The organism is Arthrobacter zhaoguopingii (assembly GCF_009828595.1).
Taxonomy (GTDB): domain Bacteria; phylum Actinomycetota; class Actinomycetes; order Actinomycetales; family Micrococcaceae; genus Arthrobacter_D; species Arthrobacter_D zhaoguopingii.
In genome coordinates this window covers 59770-74670 of the sequence record NZ_WPNY01000012.1, presented here as the reverse complement: position 1 = coordinate 74670, position 14901 = coordinate 59770, and the positions used below count along the sequence as shown (strand labels likewise).

The following is a 14901-nucleotide window of genomic DNA, read 5'->3' as shown; positions in this document are numbered from 1 at the left end:
TAGAACAAGGGCCAATCGCGGGCCCGGTTAAAGCGGAAAGGACCGCTGCCGATGGTCGGCAGCGGTCCTGAATCCTGCGGAGGTTACTTGGCGGAGGCCTTCAGCTTCGAACCCGCGGTCAGCTTGACGCCGTGGCCGGCAGCAATCTGGATGGTTTCGCCGGTCTGGGGGTTGCGGCCGGTGCGGGCGGCGCGGCTCGTGCGCTCTACGGCGAGCCAGCCCGGGATGCTGATCTTCTCGTCCTTGGCAACGGACTCTGCGAAGACGTCGAACAGGGCGTCAAGCACGCTGTTGACTGCAGCCTGGCTGGTGTCAGCCTTGGCAGCTACCTCGGCAACAAGTTCACTACGGTTTTTAGCCAATTTAGGTCCTCCTGGACATGGTTATTGAAACGAGCTTTCGGGGTATTCGGAAAGCCCCTGTCGGAAAACTTACCAGCTTGGGCGGAAAAAACCCTGAACTGCGCCGCTCCTGCGCCTTTATCGGGCGCAATTAGGTGCCATTTGGGCCCCGAACGGCCCCCGCGGGGACCCACAGGGCTTTCGGAGGGCGCCCGCCCTGCCGGAGGCCCTGCTGGCAATCCCGGCCCCGAACGCAGGAGAAGCCGGCGGCCAAGGGCCGCCGGCTTCTCCTGCTGATGCTGCGTGCTGGTTACCAGCTGGACTTGGTCACACCGGGCAGTTCGCCGCGGTGGGCCATGTCGCGGAAACGCACACGCGAAATGCCGAACTTCTGGAGCGTTCCGCGGGGGCGACCGTCGATCTGGTCGCGGTTGCGGAGACGCACGGGGGAAGCGTTGCGCGGAAGCTTCTGCAGGCCGAGGCGTGCGGCTTCGCGGGCGTCGTCCGAAGCGTTTTCGTCGACAAGTGTCTTCTTGAGCTCGAGGCGCTTTGCAGCGTAGCGCTCAACGATCAGCTTGCGCTGCTCGTTGCGGGCAATCTTTGACTTCTTTGCCATTCTTTAGCGCTCCTCTCGGAATTCGACGTGCTTGCGGATCTTGGGGTCGTACTTCATCAGGACCATGCGGTCGGGATCGTTACGACGGTTCTTCCGGGTCACGTAGGTGTAGCCGGTTCCGGCGGTGGACTTCAGCTTAATGATGGGACGTACGTCCTTATCCTTTGCCATTAGAGCTTCACTCCCCTCGCCTGGATCTCGGCGACGACGGCGTCAATGCCCCGCACGTCGATGGTCTTGATGCCGCGCGCAGAAACCTGCAGCGTGACATTGCGGCGCAGGGACGGAACCCAGTAGCGCTTCTTCTGAATGTTCGGGTCGAACCGGCGCTTCGTGCGGCGGTGCGAGTGCGAAATGCTGTGTCCAAAGCCGGGCTCGGCTCCGGTCACTTGGCAGTGGGCTGCCATAACTCTCCTCCAGTTAGATGATCGTGACGGAATCACTTGTGAAGCGTCCCGCCACCAGTAATGACACCGTTATTACTGCAGCTTTCCGGAGGTGGACCTGGCAGGGTGAGAACCTGCCGAGGCGCCTCGCCGCGGGGAAGACGGTGAAGATTCGGCGCCGCGGGTCGATGTCCCGGCGGCGGCCTAATATTCCAGGTGGTTACGGGTAGCTGTGCCACTTCCGCCGGGGCGGGAGCGACTCAACCAAACGCCATACCATACTACGTGCCGTCCGGCTCAGCGCCAAACCGGAAGGGGTAGCCTTTTTCGCACCGTGCGCGCCCCGCGCGCCCGCTCTCCTGGCGGAGTCCTCAGGTGTGCCCGTCCTCGCCGAGAATCCAGTGGTCGGCCTGGATGGCGGCGAGGATTTTCCGTCCCACCCGCTCAAGGTCGGCGGTGTCGCGTTTGTCCAGGGAGTCGAAGACCAGCTCGCGCACCTTGTCGACGTGCTTCACTGCCAGGCGCTGGACGGCATCCATCCCCTCCGCGGTCAGGACCGCGGTGGTGACCCGTCCGTCGTGAGTCGAGGGTCTGCGCGAAAGCCAGCCGCGCGCCTCGAGCTTCTTGGCCACATGGCTGAGGCGGGACAGCGAGGCGTTGGAGCGGGCGGCGAGCTCGCTCATGGGAAGGCTCTCGTCCTCGGACTCGGAGAGCATCGCCAGCACGTGGTAGTCGAACAGGGTGATGCGGGCCTCGCGGAACAGGTGGGCGTCAAGGGTTCCGGGCAGCAGCGTCGAAACAGCGTACAGCGCAAGCCACGCCCGCCGTTCGTCGGGGGTGAGCCATCGGGGCGGTGCCATGGGCCTATCCTGACACATGCCGGGGAGCGGACCTGTTCCCGCAGCCGGGGGCGGAACCCGGCTCACCGGACAGGAGCCCCGGACCAGTCGGGCTGGCTCAGCGCAGGGTACTTCGCCGTGAGGTCATCGCCCGAGGAAACACCCCGCAGCCGCCGCCCCACCCACGGGGAGAGATAGTCGCGTGCCCACTGGGCGTCCGCCCGGAGCTGATTGAGCCGGGTCAGCGCGGGCCGGGCGTCGAGCTCCGGGAGGTCGACGCTGTGGGAGGCCTTGAGGGTTTCGAGGACCTTCCGTGCCATGAGCAGGTGGCCCGCCGTGGCCATGTGCATCCGGTCGGCGTCCCAGTAGGCCCAGTTCCGGAATTCGCGCATCCGCCAGTAGTCGACGATGTCGGCGCCGCGGTGGTCGGCGATTTCGCGGAGCAGCTCGTTGTAGACGGCGGTGCGGCCACGGGTTTTGGCGAAGACGGCGGAGGCGGAGGAGTCGAATCCGGTGAAGACGAGGACCGCCGCGCCGGTGGCGGCGAGCCGGGCGATTCCGGCGTCGTAGTGCTCCATCAGCGCATCGATGTCAACGCGCGGGCGCAGGATGTCGTTGGCGCCGGCGTAGATCGTCACGAGGGTCGGCTGCAGCAATACGGCGTCGTCGATCTGCTCCTCGAGGATCTGGCGCATCCGCTTGCCCCGGATGGCGAGGTTGGCATAGCCCCAGGAGCTGTCGGCCAGGATGAGCTGCTGTGCGACCCGATCGGCCCAGCCGCGCACCCCGTTGGGGCTGCCCGGGTCCGGGTCGCCGACACCTTCGGTGAAGGAATCGCCGAGTGCAACATACCGCTGGGAAAAATCCATCAGCAAAGGTTATCGCGTCTGCCAACGGCGGCACAGCCCGGGTAGGCTCGTGCCAACCCGTGACAGGCGGGGCCCGACAGGCGACTGGAAAGGAATCCATGACGACCACCGACCGTGCCGGCAAGCGGGCCGCGCTGATCCTCAATCCGATCAAGAACACCGGAGCGGACGCCCGGGAGATCGTGGAGCGGGTTTCGTCCGAGGAGGGCTGGGAGGCACCCCTGGTGCTTGAGACCACGGTCGAGGATCCGGGCCACGGACAGGCGCAGGAAGCACTGCGCGCGGGCGTCGAGGTCGTCATCGCGGCCGGCGGCGACGGCACGGTGCGGTGCGTGGCCGAGGAACTGTCGGGCACCGGGACCGCAATGGCCCTGGTGCCGCTGGGCACGGGCAACCTGCTGGCGAGGAACCTCGATATTGCCGTGGACAACCCGGAGGAGGCCGTCGATACGGCGTTCCACGGGACCGAACGGAGGATCGACGTCGTGCACGTCACGGTGGACCGCGCGCAGAAGGCCCACGTCTTCCTCGTCATGGCCGGCCTCGGCTACGACGCCGCGATTATGTCCGACACCCGGGACGACCTCAAGGACAAGGTGGGCTGGCTCGCCTACGTCGATGCCGGAATCCGGAACCTTCCGGGGAAACCGGCCCGGACCACCATCACGATCGACGGCGGACGCCCCTTCGACCGCCGCCTGCGCAGCGTGATGGGCGGCAACTGCGGCAAGATCATGGGCGGCCTGGAGATCTTCCCCGGGGCCAAGATCGACGACGGGCTGCTCGACCTGATGACGGTCGCGCCGCGCGGGCGGTTCGGCTGGCTGAATGTGGCGGGCAAGCTCTTCGCCAAGGGCAAGGGCAAGGATCCGTCGCTGGAGTACTACCAGTGCAGCCGGGCCGAGGTGCAGCTCCACGAGCCGCTCGAAGTGCAGCTCGACGGCGACCCGCTGGGCAAGGCGACGCACATGTCCTTCGAGATGAAGCCCGAGTCGCTCCGGCTGCGTATGCCCTACGGTCGCAAGGACCCGGCGATACTCAGCAATCCCCTGCCGTAGGCGGCCGGCAGGGGATTGCGGCGGGACACTGCCGCGCCAAAACCCGCCCGGAGCGCCTTCCGGTGGAGGGCCTGTTCCGGCCTAGAGCCAGGGCAGGGGGTCGACCTTCTCGTCGTTGACGAGGACCTCGAAGTGCAGGTGGCACCCGGTGGAGTTTCCGGTGGTGCCGACGGCCCCGATCAGCGCGCCACGGGCGATGGCCTGGCCCGTGCTGACGCCGATCGAGCTGAGGTGATTGTAGGTGGACTTGAGCCCGTCACCGTGGTCGATCACGATCCGCTGTCCGCCGCCGTAGGCGTGCCAGCCGGCGTCGACAACAACTCCCTTGTCCGAGGCCTTGACGGGGGTTCCGCACGCTCCCGCGTAGTCGACGCCAGTGTGAAGTTCGGGCGCGTAGCCGCCGAGCGGGTTCACGCGGTAGCCGAAGGTCGAGGCGACGCTCAGGTTCTCGAGGGGCGCCGAGAGGGTGGGCTTGTCGCCGGTGCGGGCGATCCCGGTGGAGAGGGTCTTGGCCGTGGCGCCGGACTTGGTCATTGCCACGCCGGCTACTTTCTGGCGGCTGAAGTCGATGTCGGCGGCGGCGTCGGCGGTGATCTGCGGCAGGGACGCGGCCGGGGCGGCCTGGACCGTGGAGGTCTTGGTGTCCATTGAGGCCGGGGCGGGGACGGCGCCCATCACCAGGCCCGCGCCGACGGCGGCCAGGCCGACGACGAGGGCTCCGGCGCGCATCCGCGGAAGGAGGCCCGCCGGCTTGGTGTCGGCGGCCGCCGTGCGGCGCAGCTCGCGCCGGCGGACCGGCAGCGGCTCGGGCCGCAGCGAGCGGCGGGTCGGGAAGGCTGGGACGGCTTCCGGTGCGGCGGGAGCCGGTGTTGCTGAAGTGGCGCTGAGGACAGCTGCGGACGCGCGGCGGCGTCCGGGCAGGGCCGGGTTGGTCAAGTTCAATGCCTCTCTGCGACGCCTGCGAAGTTAGCTGTCGGGTTCGAGCAAGAGTCGACTCGGCCCCACTGCACAGGGCCGGCACCCTGCATGCCCCCTCTAGCGGGCATGCAGGCATCCGGTCCGCTGTGTGCGGACAGTTCAATGCAGTGAAGGCTTCACCCCGAAGACAGCGGTGTGCTGCCGGGAAGTGGGTCCTCCGCCCCTGTCATGAGGTGGGTCAGGGCGGTCCGCTGACAGGGCTGGGCGTACGGACCAGGGAATACACGGTGTTGAGACTTCAAGCAAGTTTACTCATTTTGCCGGAAGTTACAATTCCGTTATATTCCACCGGGCGTGTCGGCAGCAACACGCCGTGCCGCTACGCAGATTCGGACCTGCCGCGGCGCCAGTACCCCATGAAGGCGACCTGCTTCCGGTCGATGCCCACGTCGCGGACCAGGTACCGGCGCAGCTCCCGGACCATCGAGGCCTCCCCCGCGATCCAGGCATAGAACGGCTGGGACCCCGGCGGGCGTTCGGCGGTCGAGGAGGCCGCGGCGGAGAGCGCCTGGGGGGTCTCCCAGAGGATGGTGCGGTCGACGTCCACCTCCTCGGGTTCGGGCCCGGGGGCGCCCTGCCGGTCCGGGGCGGACCCGGCCAGGACGGCCCAGCCGGGTGGGGGAAGGGCGCGGCGCACGGCCTGGGTCAGGAGTCCGCCGTGCTCCACGCGTCCGCGCACGAGCCAGGTGACCTCCACCGAGGAGGGGGTTTCAAGGGGCTGGATGTCCGCTGCGTCGGCGACTTCGAGGAAGGCCTGCCCGCCAAGATCCGGTGGCAGGGATTCGAGGATTGCGCTGATGGCCGGGACCGCCGTCTCGTCCCCGGCCAGGAGAACCGAGCCCGCCAGTCCGGGCTTCCACTCGATGCCGCCGTAGGCGCCGGCGGTTGCACACCGGGCGGCCGCCGCGTTCGGGCCGATCAGGCACAGCGTCGCCCCGGGGGCCGCACCGGCAGCCCATCGAGCGGCCGGCCCGGCGCTGCCGTCCGCGTCGAAGTGCAGGACGAAGTCCACGTCGATTTCGGGCGATGGGCCCTGGCAGCGGGACGCTCGAACGGTGTAGGTGCGCATGACGCCGCGTTCGGCCGGGTCAAGGCCGAGCCAGCGCTGGTACCAGCCGTCGCCGGCTCCGCGCAGAAGTTCGCCGGGGAGGTCGACCGTGCCGCCGCCGGGCGGAGGGATGATGACCTTGATCCGCAGGTCGCAGGTCGGGCCGTTCACGCCGAAGTCCCGCAGGCAGTCCCCGCCGAACGTGATGCGCTGGAAGTTCGCGCCGATCCTTTCAACCTTCTTCACCTCGACGTCGAAGGCGAGCACCGGGGGAACCGCCGGCGCGGTCCGGGCCGGGCGCCGGGTGGTTTCGGTCATGACGCCGCCCCGGCGCGGGCCCCGGCGGGCACGGGCGCGGCGTGATGGCGGCCCACCGGGACCACGAGGGGGGTTCCCGCGACGGGGTCGGCGATGACGGTGCATTGCAGGCCGAAGACCTCACGCACCAGGCCGGGCGTGACGACGGCGTCCGGCGGGCCCTGCACCGCGAGGCGCCCGTCTTTGAGCACGATCAGGTGGTCGGCATAGCGGGCGGCGAGGTTGAGGTCGTGGAGCACCATGGCCACAGTGGTTCCGGCGCCCCGGTTGAGGTCGGTGACCAGGTCGAGCACCTCGATCTGGTGGGCGACGTCGAGGAAGGTGGTCGGCTCGTCAAGGAGCAGGATGTCGGTCTGCTGGGCCAGTGCGAGGGCGATCCAGACGCGCTGCCGCTGGCCGCCGGACAGCTCATCGACCGGGCGGTCGGCGAAGGAGAGCGTGTCCGTCACCCTCAGGGCCTCGGCCACGGCGGCGTCGTCCCCGGGGGTCCAGCGTCGGAACCAGCCCTGGTGGGGGTAGCGGCCGCGGCCGACGAGTTCCGCGACGGTGATGCCCCCGGGCGGAACGGGCGCCTGGGGCAGCAGTCCGATGGTCCGGGCCACGGCGCGGGAGGGGAGGGAGCGGATGTCCTGCCCGTCGAGCAGCACCGACCCGCCGGAGGGTCGAAGCAGCCGGGCCAGGCCCCGCAGCAGCGTCGATTTTCCGCTGCCGTTGGCACCGACGATGACGCTGACCCTGCCCGGCGGGAGCGCCACGGTGAGCCCGTCCACCACCTTCCGCTCGTCATAGCCGAGCGTGATGGAACGCGCCTCAAGCGTGGAGGGTACTCGCGGGGTATCAGCCATGTCAGCCTCCCTGGCCGGATCGGTTTACGGATATCAGCAGCCAGAGCAGGACCGGCGCCCCGAGGGCCCCGGTGAGTACACCCACCGGAAGGGAGGTGCCGGGGATCAGGTTGGCCGCAACGAAGTCGGCGGCCAGGACGAGGACGGCGCCCACCAGGCCTGCAAGGGCGAGGGAGGGCGGTCCGCCCACAAGGCGCCGGGCGATGGGCCCGCAGAGGAAGGCAACGGCGGCCACCGGACCGGCCGCGGCGGTGGACACGGCGGCGAGGCAGGCGCCGGTCAGGATCAGGGCGGCCCGGGAGGCCTCCACCCGCACCCCGAGTCCGGCGGCGGCGTCATCGCCGAGCTCAAGGAGCTGGAGGATGCGCGAGAGCACCAGGGCAGCGGGGACAAGGAGCACCAGGGCGCCCCCGAGCAGGACGGCACGGTCCCAGTTGCTTGAATTCAGGGATCCGGTGAGCCAGACCAGCGCCTCGGCCGCCGTCCGGAGGTCGGCGCGGGTCAGCAGGAAGTTCACCAGGGCGTGGAGGACAGCAGCGAAGGCGATGCCCACGAGGATCAGCCGGTACCCGCCGAGGCCGCCGCGGCGGGCGGTCAGGTAGATGGCGGCGGCCACCGCCAGGCCACCGGCGACCGCGGCGAAGGACACCGCCGCCCCGGAGGCTCCGAAGAGAACGATGGCTGTCACCGCACTTGCACTGGCCCCGTAGCTGATGCCGATGACGTCGGGGCTGGCCAGGGGGTTGCGGAGCAGAGTCTGGAAGATCGTCCCGGCCATGCCGAAACCGAGCCCCACGAGGACGGCAATCAGGGCGCGCGGCAGCTTGTTCTCGAGCACGATGAAGCTGGCCCCGGGGATCTGTGCCCCGCCCAGGATGCGGAAGAAGTCGGGCACGGTGACCGTGTAGGAGCCAAGGAGCACCGAGACGGCGAACAGGACGACGACGGCCAGCACCAGCGCACCGGCCCGGACGCTGCGGGCCCGCCGCCGTGCGGCGCGCCCCGCAGCCAAGACTCCTGCAAGGTCTCCGGCGGCGGTTCCGGACTCGGCCGTGCGGTCAGGCCGCCGACCGGCCTGGGTCGAGGCGCTCACAGGTCCGCAGCCTTACGGCTGCGGATCAGCACCAGGAAGACCGGCGCCCCGACGAGCGCGGTCAGAATGCCCACCTGGATCTCCCCCGGCGGGAGCAGGATCCGGCCCAGGATGTCGGCACCCAGGAGGAGCACCGGACCGAGGACCGCGGAGAAGACCAGCACCCACCGGTAATCGGAGCCGACCAGCAGCCGGACGAGGTGCGGGACGACCAGGCCGACGAAGGCGATCGGGCCCGCCACGGCGGTGGCCGCCCCGCACAGGACCACCACGCCGAGCGCCACGCCCGCCCGGGCGAGGGCCACCCGCTGGCCCAGGCCCCGGGCGACGTCGTCGCCGAGGGCGAGCGCATTGAGGATCCGGCCTGTGCACAGGATCAGGACCAGCCCGGCGGCAAGGAACGGTGCGGCGGTGCCGAGCACCTCGAAGCCGCGGCCGGAAAGGGTGCCCACCTGCCAGAAGCGGAACCGGTCGAGGGTTTCCTGCTGTGAGACGAGAATGGCGTTGGTCAGGCTGCCCAGCCCGCCGGCCAGGACGGCCCCGGCGAGGGCGAGTTTGATGGGGGTTGCGCCTTCGCGGCCGAGCGCGGCGACCGCGTAGACGGCTGCGGCCGCGGCGGCGGCCCCGGCGAAGGCGAACCAGAGGTACCAGAAAGGCCCGCTGACGCCGAAAAGGTGGATCCCGGCAACCACCGCGAGGGCGGCCCCGGCGTTGATGCCCAGGATGCCCGGGTCGGCGAGGGGGTTGCGTGCCACGCCCTGCATGGCGGCACCGGCGGCGGCGAGGGCGGCCCCGACGAGCAGCCCGGCAAGGGTGCGGGGGACCCGGGATGCCACCACGGCGTGGTCGCCGTTGGCCGCGTCGAAGGCCGTGAGTGTCTGCAGGAAAGTGTCAAGCCCGACCGGGCGGGCGCCCAGGGTGAGGGAGGCGACGCCGATCAGGGCGAGCGCGGCGGCGGCGGCGAGGAGCTTTCGTTTCCGTCCGCCCGGCACGCTCCCCTCCACGGCGGAGATGGCGTCCGGGGCGGGGGCGGCCCCTGGCAGCGCGGTCGCTCGCACTGCCATCTGCGTTCCTCCTCAGCCACGGGATCGGTCTGAGGTAAGGCTAGCCTACGTTGGAGGGGATTAGGAAACGGTGCCGTACCCTAATCCCCTCCGCTCCGATCCATGCAGTCCTATCGGTGGAGGGACTCCCGCTCGTATTTGTTGCGCAGTTCGCGCCCGTCATTGACGAGCTTGAGGGTCTTCTCTTCTTTCTTGTCGGTGGCCTTGGTATCGCGCGGCGGGAGCTGGATGGTGTCCTCCGCCTCGATGCCAGCCTGGAGCTGGCGTCCCCGCTCTACCTCGGCGTCGAACTCGGCGCCGAACAGCAGGGAGATGTTCGCGATCCACAGCCACAGCAGCAGCACGATCACGCCGGCGATGGCGCCGTAGGTCTTGTTGTAGCTGCCGAAGTTCGCAACGTAGAAGGAGAAGGCCGTGGTGGTCAGGGCCAGGACGATCAGGGCGATGAAGGCACCCATGCTCATCCAGCGGAACTTGGGCTGCTTCACGTTCGGAGCACCGTAGTAGAGGATGGCGATCATCACGACAGCGAAAGCCACCATGACCGGCCATTTGGCGATGTTCCAGACGGCTACGGCCGCCGCACCGAGGCCGATCGTATTGCCAACAGCCTCCGCGACAGGCCCCGAGAGCACAAGCATCAGGGCCAGGGCAACGATGAGGATCAACACGGTCACGGTGATGGCAAGCATGATCGGGCGCAGCTTCCAGAAGGGCCGTCCCTCCTGCACTTCATACACCCGGTTCATGGCGCGGGCGAAGGCGCCGACATACCCGGAGGCCGACCAGATGGCGCCGAGGATACCGACGACCAACGTGAGCCCGGCGGCGTTGGAGGAGGCGAGTTGGTCGACGACGGGCTCAATGGTGTTGACGGCGTCTGCCGGGGCGAACCGCTCAACGAGGCCCATCACCTGGGCGGTGGTCGCCTCCGCCTGGCCGAAGACGCCCAGCAGGGAGACCAGCGCAAGGATGGCAGGGAAGATTGACAGCACGGCGAAGAACGTAAGGGCAGCCGCAAGATCGGTGCACTGGTCCTTGCTGAACTCACTCACGGTCCGTTTGAGGATGTAACCCCAGGCCGGCTTGGCGAGTTCGGTCGGATCATCGGGCTTGCGCGAATCGTCAGGGTCCGGGGCGTTCTGGGCCTTGAGGCGCGTCGCCTCCTCCTGAGTCCCTGCCTCGGATGCGTTCTTGCTGTTCACTGCTACCTCCACCTACGTGCCTGGCTGCAGACGTACGGCTGGCCGCCGCTGCACTGTCTCCCCGTAACTGCACCATAAGCTTACTTACTAGTCCAGTTGGATGAACAGCCACTACGGTGTAACAAAGCGACGAGAAGGAGCGGTCCCCATGCGTATTGCCGTCATCGGAGCCACCGGAAATGTCGGCACCGCTGTGCTTCGGCGGCTCCACCGGGCGGCCGCGGACCGTGCGGCGGCCGGGCATGCCGGGCTCCTCTCGATCGTCGGAATCGCCCGGCGGCGCCCCGACGAGTCGGCCCCGCCCTACAGCGGCGTCGAGTGGCACACCCTCGATGTGGGCACCGACGAGGGCCGCCGCCGACTCCCCGGCGCGCTGGCCGGCGTCGACGCCGTCATCCACCTCGCCTGGGCTATCCAGCCGAACCGGGACGAAGCCGCTATGCACAGGACCAATGTGCTGGGCACCGAGAACGCCCTGCGGGCCGCCGGGGAAGCCGGCGTGCGGCAGTTTGTCTGCGCCTCCTCGGTCGGGGCCTACTCCCCCTCCGGCAAGTCCGTCCGCAGGGACGAGTCCTGGCCCACCGGAGGAATCACCACCTCGCACTACAGCCGGCACAAGGCGGAGCAGGAACGGCTGCTTGACCGCTTCGAACTCGACTACCCGGAGATCCCCGTGGCCCGGCTGCGGCCGGGCCTGATCTTCCAGACAGGGGCCGGCAGCGAGGTCGGCCGGTACTTCCTCGGTCCGCTCATTCCGAAGGTGTTCCTCGGCCGGGTCGCTCCGCCCGTGGTGCCCATTCCGGACCGGATGGTGTTCCAGGCCGTTCATGCCGACGACGTCGCCGACGCCTACTGGCGCGTCGTCGACCGGCGGGCCTCGGGCGCGTTCAACATCGCGGCCGAGCCGGAGCTCACCCCCGCCCGCGTAGGGGGACTCCTGGGCGCCCGGCGCGTCCTGAACGTGCCGGTGGCCCTGCTGCGGGCCGTCGTGGGGGTGAGCTGGTCCCTCGGCGTGCAGCGGACGGACCCGGGCTGGGTCGACATGGCCGCGCAGTCGCCGGTGATGAGCACCGACCGGGCCGCCGCGGTGCTGGGCTGGAGTCCCGAGCACTCCTCGATCGAGGCGATGGCCGCCATCCTTGCGGGGATGCGGGGCGGAGGGGGCCACCCCGCGTCGCCCGCGCTCTACCCGCGGAACGGCCGGCCTCCGGAGGGCAGCTAGGAGGCGCCCCCGGCCGGGACCGGCGAGCCGGCGGCTGCGGCCCCGATGCCGGCGGGCAGCTGGCCCGGGGCGGCCGGGAGGGTGACGACGAAAACGGCGCCGCCGGTGGGCGGGGATTCGACCCGGATGTCCCCGCCGTGGCTTTCGACGATCCGGCGGCAGATGGCCAGCCCGAGTCCGGTGCCCGGGGCGCGGGACGCGCCGTTGGGGGACCGGTGGAACTCGGTGAAGATGCGCTCGCGGTCCCCGGCCGGCACCCCGATCCCGTTGTCGGCCACGGCGATCCGCGTCCAGCCGGTCTCGGGGTCCTTTTCCGAGGTGACCGATACCACGGCCGTGCCGTTGGTGGGCCCGTACTTCACCGCGTTGCCAATCAGATTTTCCATCAACTGGGTGAACAGCCGTTTGTCGGCGTAGACGTCGCTGCGCAGGTCGAGCCGGAAGTCGACCGGCGGGGCATCCGATTCGGCAGGCAGGGCCGCGCGCAGGTCGACGATCGCCGAGACGACGGCGTTCACGTCGACTGGTCCGGGGGTGAGCTTGTCCGCCTTCGCCAGGCTGTAGTCAAGCAGCGCCCGGATCTGGCTGCTCATGCGCAGGCTCGCCCGGCTCAGGCGCCGGACAACGCTTGCGCGTTCCTCCTCGGTGAGATCCTCGTCCTCCAGGATTTCGAGCCATCCGTCGAAGACCGTCAGCGGAGTGAGCAGGTCGTGGGCCACCACCGAGGCGAAACGGGCAAGGTCCTGCTGGTGCCGCCGCTCGACCGTGACATTGTGGAAGACGATGACCGCGCCCTGACCGGCCGGCAGCGGCACGGCGTCGACGGAGAGGTGGAGCAACTCTCCGTCTGGCAGATGAAGATCGATGCTCTCCCGCTCCACGGTCTCCCCCGCGAGGGCACGGTTCAGCGGGAGCTCCTCCTCGGCCAGCGGCACGCCGGCCGTCGTCCGGAAGTCATAGCGCGCGGTCCAGGGCACGTCCGAGCGCAGCCGGGTCTCCCCCACCCAGCGGGCCCCGGCTGTGTTGTGCACCAACACCGCGCCGGCGGCGTCGACGGCGATGACGCCGTCGTACATCTTCTCGATCACGACGTCGCGGAGCTGGGTCGCGGCCTGGGCTTCCCGGTGTGCCTCGGACAGGCTGGCGATGAGGCGCAGCCGCTCCTCGCCGTTGAGGGCCAGGACCGCCGAGACCGAGAAGGCGACAAAGGTGAATGCCTGGGCCACATAGGCCGCGGCATCCGCTGGCAGGGTGGCGAAGGGACCGTTGCCGGAGATGGTCAGCCAGACCAGAAGGGTGCCGCTGGCCAGGCCGTGCGCCATCGCCCAGCCGGTGGTCAGGCGCAGGCCCGCCCAGATGTTCGCCGGAAGGGTGACGAAGGCGATCGGCAACGGATTCGAGGGCACGAAACTGACGATGTAGAGCAGCGCGGTGGCCCCTGCCAGAGCGACAAATTCGACCCACCGGCGGGCCGAGGGCCGGGCGGGCGACGGTCCGGGCACGGTCCGGGTGGCCACCAGCGCCAAGCTTCCGAACGTGACAAGGGAGACGGCGTTACGGACAACCCAGGGCGAAAAGCCCTGGAGAACGGTGAGGCCCGAACCTGCCGCATAGGCGCCCGCCGCGATGACGGCGCCGCCGATCACCGAGGCGATCACCGCCGCCGCGGCCAGGCCCAGATACTCCCCCACGCTCTGCTGGGTCCGCGTAGGAACGAACCGGGTGAAGAGGAACACGGCGGCGAGCGCCTGCACCGGGTTGCCGAAGCCGGTGATGAGGGCGGCATCCGGGGGCAGGCCGGTGAACCCGTTGAGCAGGGAGGTGAGGACGAAGATGCCCGTCAGGGCCAACGCCACGCCGACGCGGCGGGGCCAGGCCCACAGCACCCAGAGGAAGCCGGCCCCGGCCGCGGGCCAGGCCAGGGCGTAGCCGCTGGATTCGAACTGGGTGCCCCTGCCGATGTAGACGGCCGTGACCAGGGCTGCGGCGAAAAGCACATGGAGAACCGCCGGAGGCAGCGCCGCCATCCGTTGCACGGGCCCTGTGAGCTGCCCTTCCCGCACCTTTTCCTCCAGAGATCTGTCCCCGGCGGGCCGCACGGGCCCGCGGCCCGGCGCGCCGCTGCGAACCGGTGGCATCCAGCCTAACGGCTCACTGCAGTCAGTACAGGAAGATTGGGAACAACCAGCGGTTATGGGCGTGGAGCAGCACCAGGAACAGCACGAAATCGAAGAGGAGGTGGACGCTGACGATGTAGGAGAGCGACTTGGTGCGCGCGAAGATCCAGCCCTGGATCACGGCGAAGGGATAGATCAGGAAGGGGCCCCAGGCGTGGAATCCGAGGTCCCACAGGAAGGAGGTGAACACCACCGCCTGCAGCAGGTTGGCCTGCCATTCCGGCAGGTGCCGGCGCAGCAGCGTGAACAGCGTGCAGATGAAGAACAGTTCGTCCCAGATTCCCAGGACGTTGGTGCCCAGGAACAGTTTGAAGATGTCTGTGCCGTCGCTGGCCGCCGGCCAGTTCCGGTACACCCCGGTCGGGATCATGTACACGGGCAGGATCAGGTACCCGATCACGACGACGGCGGCAAGGTACCACCGTTCGGTCCGGGACCACTTCGAGCCGGTCAGGACCGGGAAGCGGATGGCGTGGTCCCGGAAGACCCAGCGGGAGACGGCGTAGGGCAGCCCGACAGCAAGGACCATCGCGGTCCCCATGACGGCCATGTGGCCGATGCTGATGTCCGTGGTGATCGGGACGGTGCTGATGATGGTGATGCCCAGGGCCGCGAGCCCAACGTCCTTGAGCAGGGGGCGGCTGATCAGGGCGGCCGCAGCGACCGCGGCGGCGAGCAGGAGATACCCCGCCACCCGGTACTCGAGGGCAAAGAGGAGGAACCCTGACAGGACGGCTGCGATGGCCGGAACCAGGTTCAGCGCGGAGTGCCGGACGATCGGTTCTGCCGTCGTAGAGGTGCTCACACATCGAGCGTACTCCCGGCGGCCGCGGGAGTCATGG

16 protein-coding genes and 1 riboswitch are annotated in these 14901 nt (G+C 69.3%); of the genes, 2 read left to right on the top strand and 14 right to left on the bottom strand.

What is annotated here, in order from left to right:
- Positions 1 to 83 precede the first annotated feature (83 nt).
- From GVV86_RS14920 to GVV86_RS14895, 6 genes are all read right to left on the bottom strand, one after another.
- The gene (locus tag GVV86_RS14920; RefSeq protein WP_120167571.1) at positions 84 to 362 is read right to left on the bottom strand and encodes an HU family DNA-binding protein; all 279 of its coding nucleotides are present in this window, start codon (positions 360 to 362) and stop codon (positions 84 to 86) included.
- A gap of 289 nt (positions 363 to 651) precedes the next feature.
- Positions 652 to 957, bottom strand: coding sequence for a 30S ribosomal protein S14 (rpsN, locus tag GVV86_RS14915; protein ID WP_120167570.1), 306 nt, complete (start codon positions 955 to 957; stop codon positions 652 to 654).
- Between the two features lie 3 nt (positions 958 to 960).
- Positions 961 to 1128, bottom strand: coding sequence for a 50S ribosomal protein L33 (rpmG, locus tag GVV86_RS14910; RefSeq protein WP_019481734.1), 168 nt, complete (start codon positions 1126 to 1128; stop codon positions 961 to 963).
- A complete protein-coding gene (gene rpmB / locus GVV86_RS14905; protein WP_026545364.1) occupies positions 1128 to 1364 on the bottom strand; it encodes a 50S ribosomal protein L28 in 237 nt (78 codons plus the stop codon). The genes rpmG and rpmB overlap by 1 nt, the downstream gene beginning before the upstream one ends.
- Positions 1365 to 1714: 350 nt before the next feature.
- Positions 1715 to 2203 (bottom strand): MarR family winged helix-turn-helix transcriptional regulator, encoded by a 489-nt coding sequence (locus GVV86_RS14900; protein ID WP_159619642.1) that lies wholly within the window; start codon positions 2201 to 2203, stop codon positions 1715 to 1717.
- A 62-nt stretch (positions 2204 to 2265) separates the two neighbouring features.
- Positions 2266 to 3051 (bottom strand): SGNH/GDSL hydrolase family protein, encoded by a 786-nt coding sequence (locus GVV86_RS14895; RefSeq protein ID WP_159803210.1) that lies wholly within the window; start codon positions 3049 to 3051, stop codon positions 2266 to 2268.
- Between the two features lie 98 nt (positions 3052 to 3149).
- Between GVV86_RS14895 and GVV86_RS14890 the strand changes: the two genes are divergently transcribed.
- The gene (locus GVV86_RS14890) at positions 3150 to 4109 is read left to right on the top strand and encodes a diacylglycerol/lipid kinase family protein (RefSeq protein WP_159619644.1); all 960 of its coding nucleotides are present in this window, start codon (positions 3150 to 3152) and stop codon (positions 4107 to 4109) included.
- Between the two features lie 81 nt (positions 4110 to 4190).
- On the opposite strand, the gene GVV86_RS14885 is transcribed toward GVV86_RS14890, so the two are convergent.
- The 6 genes from GVV86_RS14885 to GVV86_RS14860 all read right to left on the bottom strand — a co-directional run bounded on the left by GVV86_RS14885 (position 4191) and on the right by GVV86_RS14860 (position 10660).
- Positions 4191 to 5045, bottom strand: a complete 855-nt coding sequence (locus GVV86_RS14885) for a M23 family metallopeptidase (protein ID WP_159619645.1) — start codon at positions 5043 to 5045, stop codon at positions 4191 to 4193.
- Positions 5046 to 5049: 4 nt separating this feature from the next.
- Positions 5050 to 5283, bottom strand: a riboswitch (cyclic di-AMP (ydaO/yuaA leader).
- A 123-nt stretch (positions 5284 to 5406) separates the two neighbouring features.
- Positions 5407 to 6453 (bottom strand): siderophore-interacting protein, encoded by a 1047-nt coding sequence (locus tag GVV86_RS14880; protein WP_159619646.1) that lies wholly within the window; start codon positions 6451 to 6453, stop codon positions 5407 to 5409.
- Positions 6450 to 7298: an ABC transporter ATP-binding protein gene (locus GVV86_RS14875; RefSeq protein WP_159803209.1), complete on the bottom strand. Its 849-nt coding sequence runs from the start codon at positions 7296 to 7298 to the stop codon at positions 6450 to 6452. The genes GVV86_RS14880 and GVV86_RS14875 overlap by 4 nt, the downstream gene beginning before the upstream one ends.
- Before the next feature lies 1 nt (position 7299).
- Positions 7300 to 8310 (bottom strand): FecCD family ABC transporter permease, encoded by a 1011-nt coding sequence (locus GVV86_RS14870; protein WP_159619754.1) that lies wholly within the window; start codon positions 8308 to 8310, stop codon positions 7300 to 7302.
- 77 nt (positions 8311 to 8387) lie between these two features.
- Positions 8388 to 9455: a FecCD family ABC transporter permease gene (locus tag GVV86_RS14865; protein ID WP_159803208.1), complete on the bottom strand. Its 1068-nt coding sequence runs from the start codon at positions 9453 to 9455 to the stop codon at positions 8388 to 8390.
- A 110-nt stretch (positions 9456 to 9565) separates the two neighbouring features.
- Positions 9566 to 10660 carry a YihY/virulence factor BrkB family protein gene (locus GVV86_RS14860; RefSeq protein ID WP_159619649.1) on the bottom strand — a complete coding sequence of 365 codons (1095 nt, stop codon included), beginning with the start codon at positions 10658 to 10660 and terminating at the stop codon, positions 9566 to 9568.
- Positions 10661 to 10808: 148 nt separating this feature from the next.
- Between GVV86_RS14860 and GVV86_RS14855 the strand changes: the two genes are divergently transcribed.
- The gene (locus GVV86_RS14855) at positions 10809 to 11882 is read left to right on the top strand and encodes an NAD-dependent epimerase/dehydratase family protein (protein WP_159803207.1); all 1074 of its coding nucleotides are present in this window, start codon (positions 10809 to 10811) and stop codon (positions 11880 to 11882) included.
- Here the strand turns inward: GVV86_RS14855 and GVV86_RS14850 are convergent.
- The gene (locus GVV86_RS14850) at positions 11879 to 13909 is read right to left on the bottom strand and encodes a sensor histidine kinase (RefSeq protein WP_246670003.1); all 2031 of its coding nucleotides are present in this window, start codon (positions 13907 to 13909) and stop codon (positions 11879 to 11881) included. The genes GVV86_RS14855 and GVV86_RS14850 overlap by 4 nt on opposite strands.
- A gap of 133 nt (positions 13910 to 14042) precedes the next feature.
- The gene (locus tag GVV86_RS14845) at positions 14043 to 14864 is read right to left on the bottom strand and encodes a CPBP family intramembrane glutamic endopeptidase (RefSeq protein ID WP_246670000.1); all 822 of its coding nucleotides are present in this window, start codon (positions 14862 to 14864) and stop codon (positions 14043 to 14045) included.
- Between the last annotated feature and the right edge of the window lie 37 nt (positions 14865 to 14901).

What these genes read in the sequence shown, in the direction of transcription:
- GVV86_RS14865 (WP_159803208.1), bottom strand. Translation starts at nt 9,455, where the DNA reads ATGGCAGTGCGAGCGACCGCGCTGCCAGGGGCCGCCCCCGCCCCGGAC.
- GVV86_RS14850 (WP_246670003.1), bottom strand. Translation starts at nt 13,909, where the DNA reads ATGGCGGCGCTGCCTCCGGCGGTTCTCCATGTGCTTTTCGCCGCAGCC.
- GVV86_RS14875 (WP_159803209.1), bottom strand. Translation starts at nt 7,298, where the DNA reads ATGGCTGATACCCCGCGAGTACCCTCCACGCTTGAGGCGCGTTCCATC.
- GVV86_RS14900 (WP_159619642.1), bottom strand. Translation starts at nt 2,203, where the DNA reads ATGGCACCGCCCCGATGGCTCACCCCCGACGAACGGCGGGCGTGGCTT.
- rpsN (WP_120167570.1), bottom strand. Translation starts at nt 957, where the DNA reads ATGGCAAAGAAGTCAAAGATTGCCCGCAACGAGCAGCGCAAGCTGATC.
- GVV86_RS14855 (WP_159803207.1), top strand. Translation starts at nt 10,809, where the DNA reads ATGCGTATTGCCGTCATCGGAGCCACCGGAAATGTCGGCACCGCTGTG.
- rpmB (WP_026545364.1), bottom strand. Translation starts at nt 1,364, where the DNA reads ATGGCAGCCCACTGCCAAGTGACCGGAGCCGAGCCCGGCTTTGGACAC.
- GVV86_RS14880 (WP_159619646.1), bottom strand. Translation starts at nt 6,453, where the DNA reads ATGACCGAAACCACCCGGCGCCCGGCCCGGACCGCGCCGGCGGTTCCC.
- GVV86_RS14890 (WP_159619644.1), top strand. Translation starts at nt 3,150, where the DNA reads ATGACGACCACCGACCGTGCCGGCAAGCGGGCCGCGCTGATCCTCAAT.
- rpmG (WP_019481734.1), bottom strand. Translation starts at nt 1,128, where the DNA reads ATGGCAAAGGATAAGGACGTACGTCCCATCATTAAGCTGAAGTCCACC.
- GVV86_RS14895 (WP_159803210.1), bottom strand. Translation starts at nt 3,051, where the DNA reads ATGGATTTTTCCCAGCGGTATGTTGCACTCGGCGATTCCTTCACCGAA.